The sequence below is a fragment of the Alteromonas sp. AO-Serp genome, assembly GCF_017849675.1.
Classification (GTDB): Bacteria; Pseudomonadota; Gammaproteobacteria; order Enterobacterales; family Alteromonadaceae; genus Alteromonas; species Alteromonas macleodii.
Genome location: NZ_JAFLMX010000302.1, coordinates 1 through 1,947 on the forward strand (window position 1 = coordinate 1; position 1,947 = coordinate 1,947).

Here is a 1,947-nt window from a genome sequence, read left to right on the forward strand (position 1 = left end):
CCATTGAGCATTGTGCAAACAAAGGTTACACCATTGGCATTGTGACTGGGGGAAGTAAAAAGTCGGTGGAAAAAACCTTATCTCAGTATGGTTTAAGTGCTTATATTTCTTGCGTGGTTGCCGTGGAAGATGTCGAAAACAGCAAACCAGCACCTGATTGTTACGCGCTTGCAATGGACAAGCAAGGAAAAATACCCAGTGAATGTGTAGCAATTGAAGACACGCAAACCGGCATGACAGCGGCACTTGCTGCAAACCTAGCCTGCGTTGTGATACCCACGGATTTGTCGAGACATCATGACTTGTCTGGTGCCACAGTGCGGTATACAAGCTTGAAAGACTGGGTGGACTGCGAACTCGTTTTTTAGCGAATGCGGTGGAGGTTAATTGCCGACTTGTCGTGCCACTTGTCACTGGTGGCGCGAAAATAGATAACGTAGTATAACCAGCACGTTAGGGCGTAACTTTCTTTGTTTTACAGCAAAGAACGCCAGAAGCGCTAACTTATTTTTTATTCAATGTAATGACAGGTACAGCTGATTTCTCATGATTTTGCGTAGCGTAAAATGGCTTTTGATTACTCTTGCCATCATTGTTGTTCTGCTTGTAGTAAGCGTTGCTACGATTACGGTTATGGCTGTGCAAAAAGCGCCATTAGTCGCATCGACAGCGCCCACACAGCTAGATGGTGCTGATAGCGTTAATGAACTCCTCGGTCAGCTGCAACAGGCGTTTTCCCGCCGAGAAGAGGGGCATCAAGTTACGCTCACCGAAACCCAAGTCGAAAGCTTAGTGGGTGTGTTACAGCGTGCATTACCTGACTTTAAGGGCGTAGTGAATATCACACCGTTGGCGGGAACCATTAACGTCACTTATGCTATCAACAATACGGGGTATTATGTAAATGCGTCAGCACTAGTACTCCCTGGAGATAGCTTGCGTATAGAGCAAGTCCAAGTTGGCGACTTAACCATTCCGGGTCGTTTTTTACTTGGGTTTTTAGAGCGTACGGTGAACTCTTATACGCAATCAGAAATAGCCACCATTGCGTTATCGCGGGTTGAACGTGTGACCATGAGAAGCGGTGAACTTACCCTTGATGTTGGGCGTTTAGATGAGCTGCTAAGCGAGTTAAACGTGGTGGCGTCGAACATGTCGGTAAGCGAACAGACCGAGCTTCAGCAGTTATCTGCGTACTATTTACGGTATTTGTCTGGTAGAGAAATAGCCTTATCAAGTAAACCGGTATCCCTTATTGAATACTTGCGCGAGGGAATGGCACGAGCGCGAGAGCAAAGTCAAACGCCGCAAGATGCCGTGCTTCATAACAATGCGGTAATTCTCGCGTTGTCGGTTTATGTTGGGCATCATAGAGTTGGTACTTTGGTGGGCGACATCCAGCCAGATGCCGATAAGGCGTTAAAACCACGTAGAGGCGCCGTGCTGCACAAGCGCAACGATTTGGCTCGTCATTTTATTATTTCTGCTGCATTGGAATTGTTGGCGGAACAAGGCATGTCCCTAGCAATTGGCGAGTTTAAAGAACTCATGGACCGCGGTAATGGTGGCTCTGGCTATAGTTTTGTCGACCTGGCAGCTGATATGTCGGGTACTGAGTTTGCAAAAGTTGCGACCCATCCAAATACTGCAATGGAAGTGCAAAACGCGATTGCGCGCATTCAAAGTGAGCTTGAAATCATCCCGCCTATCGATGGGCTGCCTGAAGGCTTAAGTAAGCAAGCGTTTACCGAACAATATCAACGGGTAGACAGTGAAGCGTACTTAAAAGAAGTCGAGGAAATTAAAGGCCGAATTCGCTTACTGCCGCTTTATCAAAAAGAAGCAGTAAGGCGTGAGAGTGCGCCGTAAGTGAGAAGCTAGTTCAAAAAAGCCCGCAAATAAAGCGGGCTTTTCGTTATTAAATTTAGTACGAACTAGCTTTTAGAT

2 protein-coding genes are annotated in these 1,947 nt (G+C 46.6%); both read left to right on the top strand.

The genetic code is table 11. The features are described 5' to 3' along the window. On the top strand, positions 1–368 hold a 368-nt coding region (locus tag QVA83_RS19505; protein ID WP_287498832.1), incomplete at its 5' end, for an HAD family hydrolase. A gap of 178 nt (positions 369–546) precedes the next feature. Beyond that, the gene (locus tag QVA83_RS19510) at positions 547–1,869 is read left to right on the top strand and encodes a hypothetical protein (protein WP_287498833.1); all 1,323 of its coding nucleotides are present in this window, start codon (positions 547–549) and stop codon (positions 1,867–1,869) included. Positions 1,870–1,947: the final 78 nt, after the last annotated feature.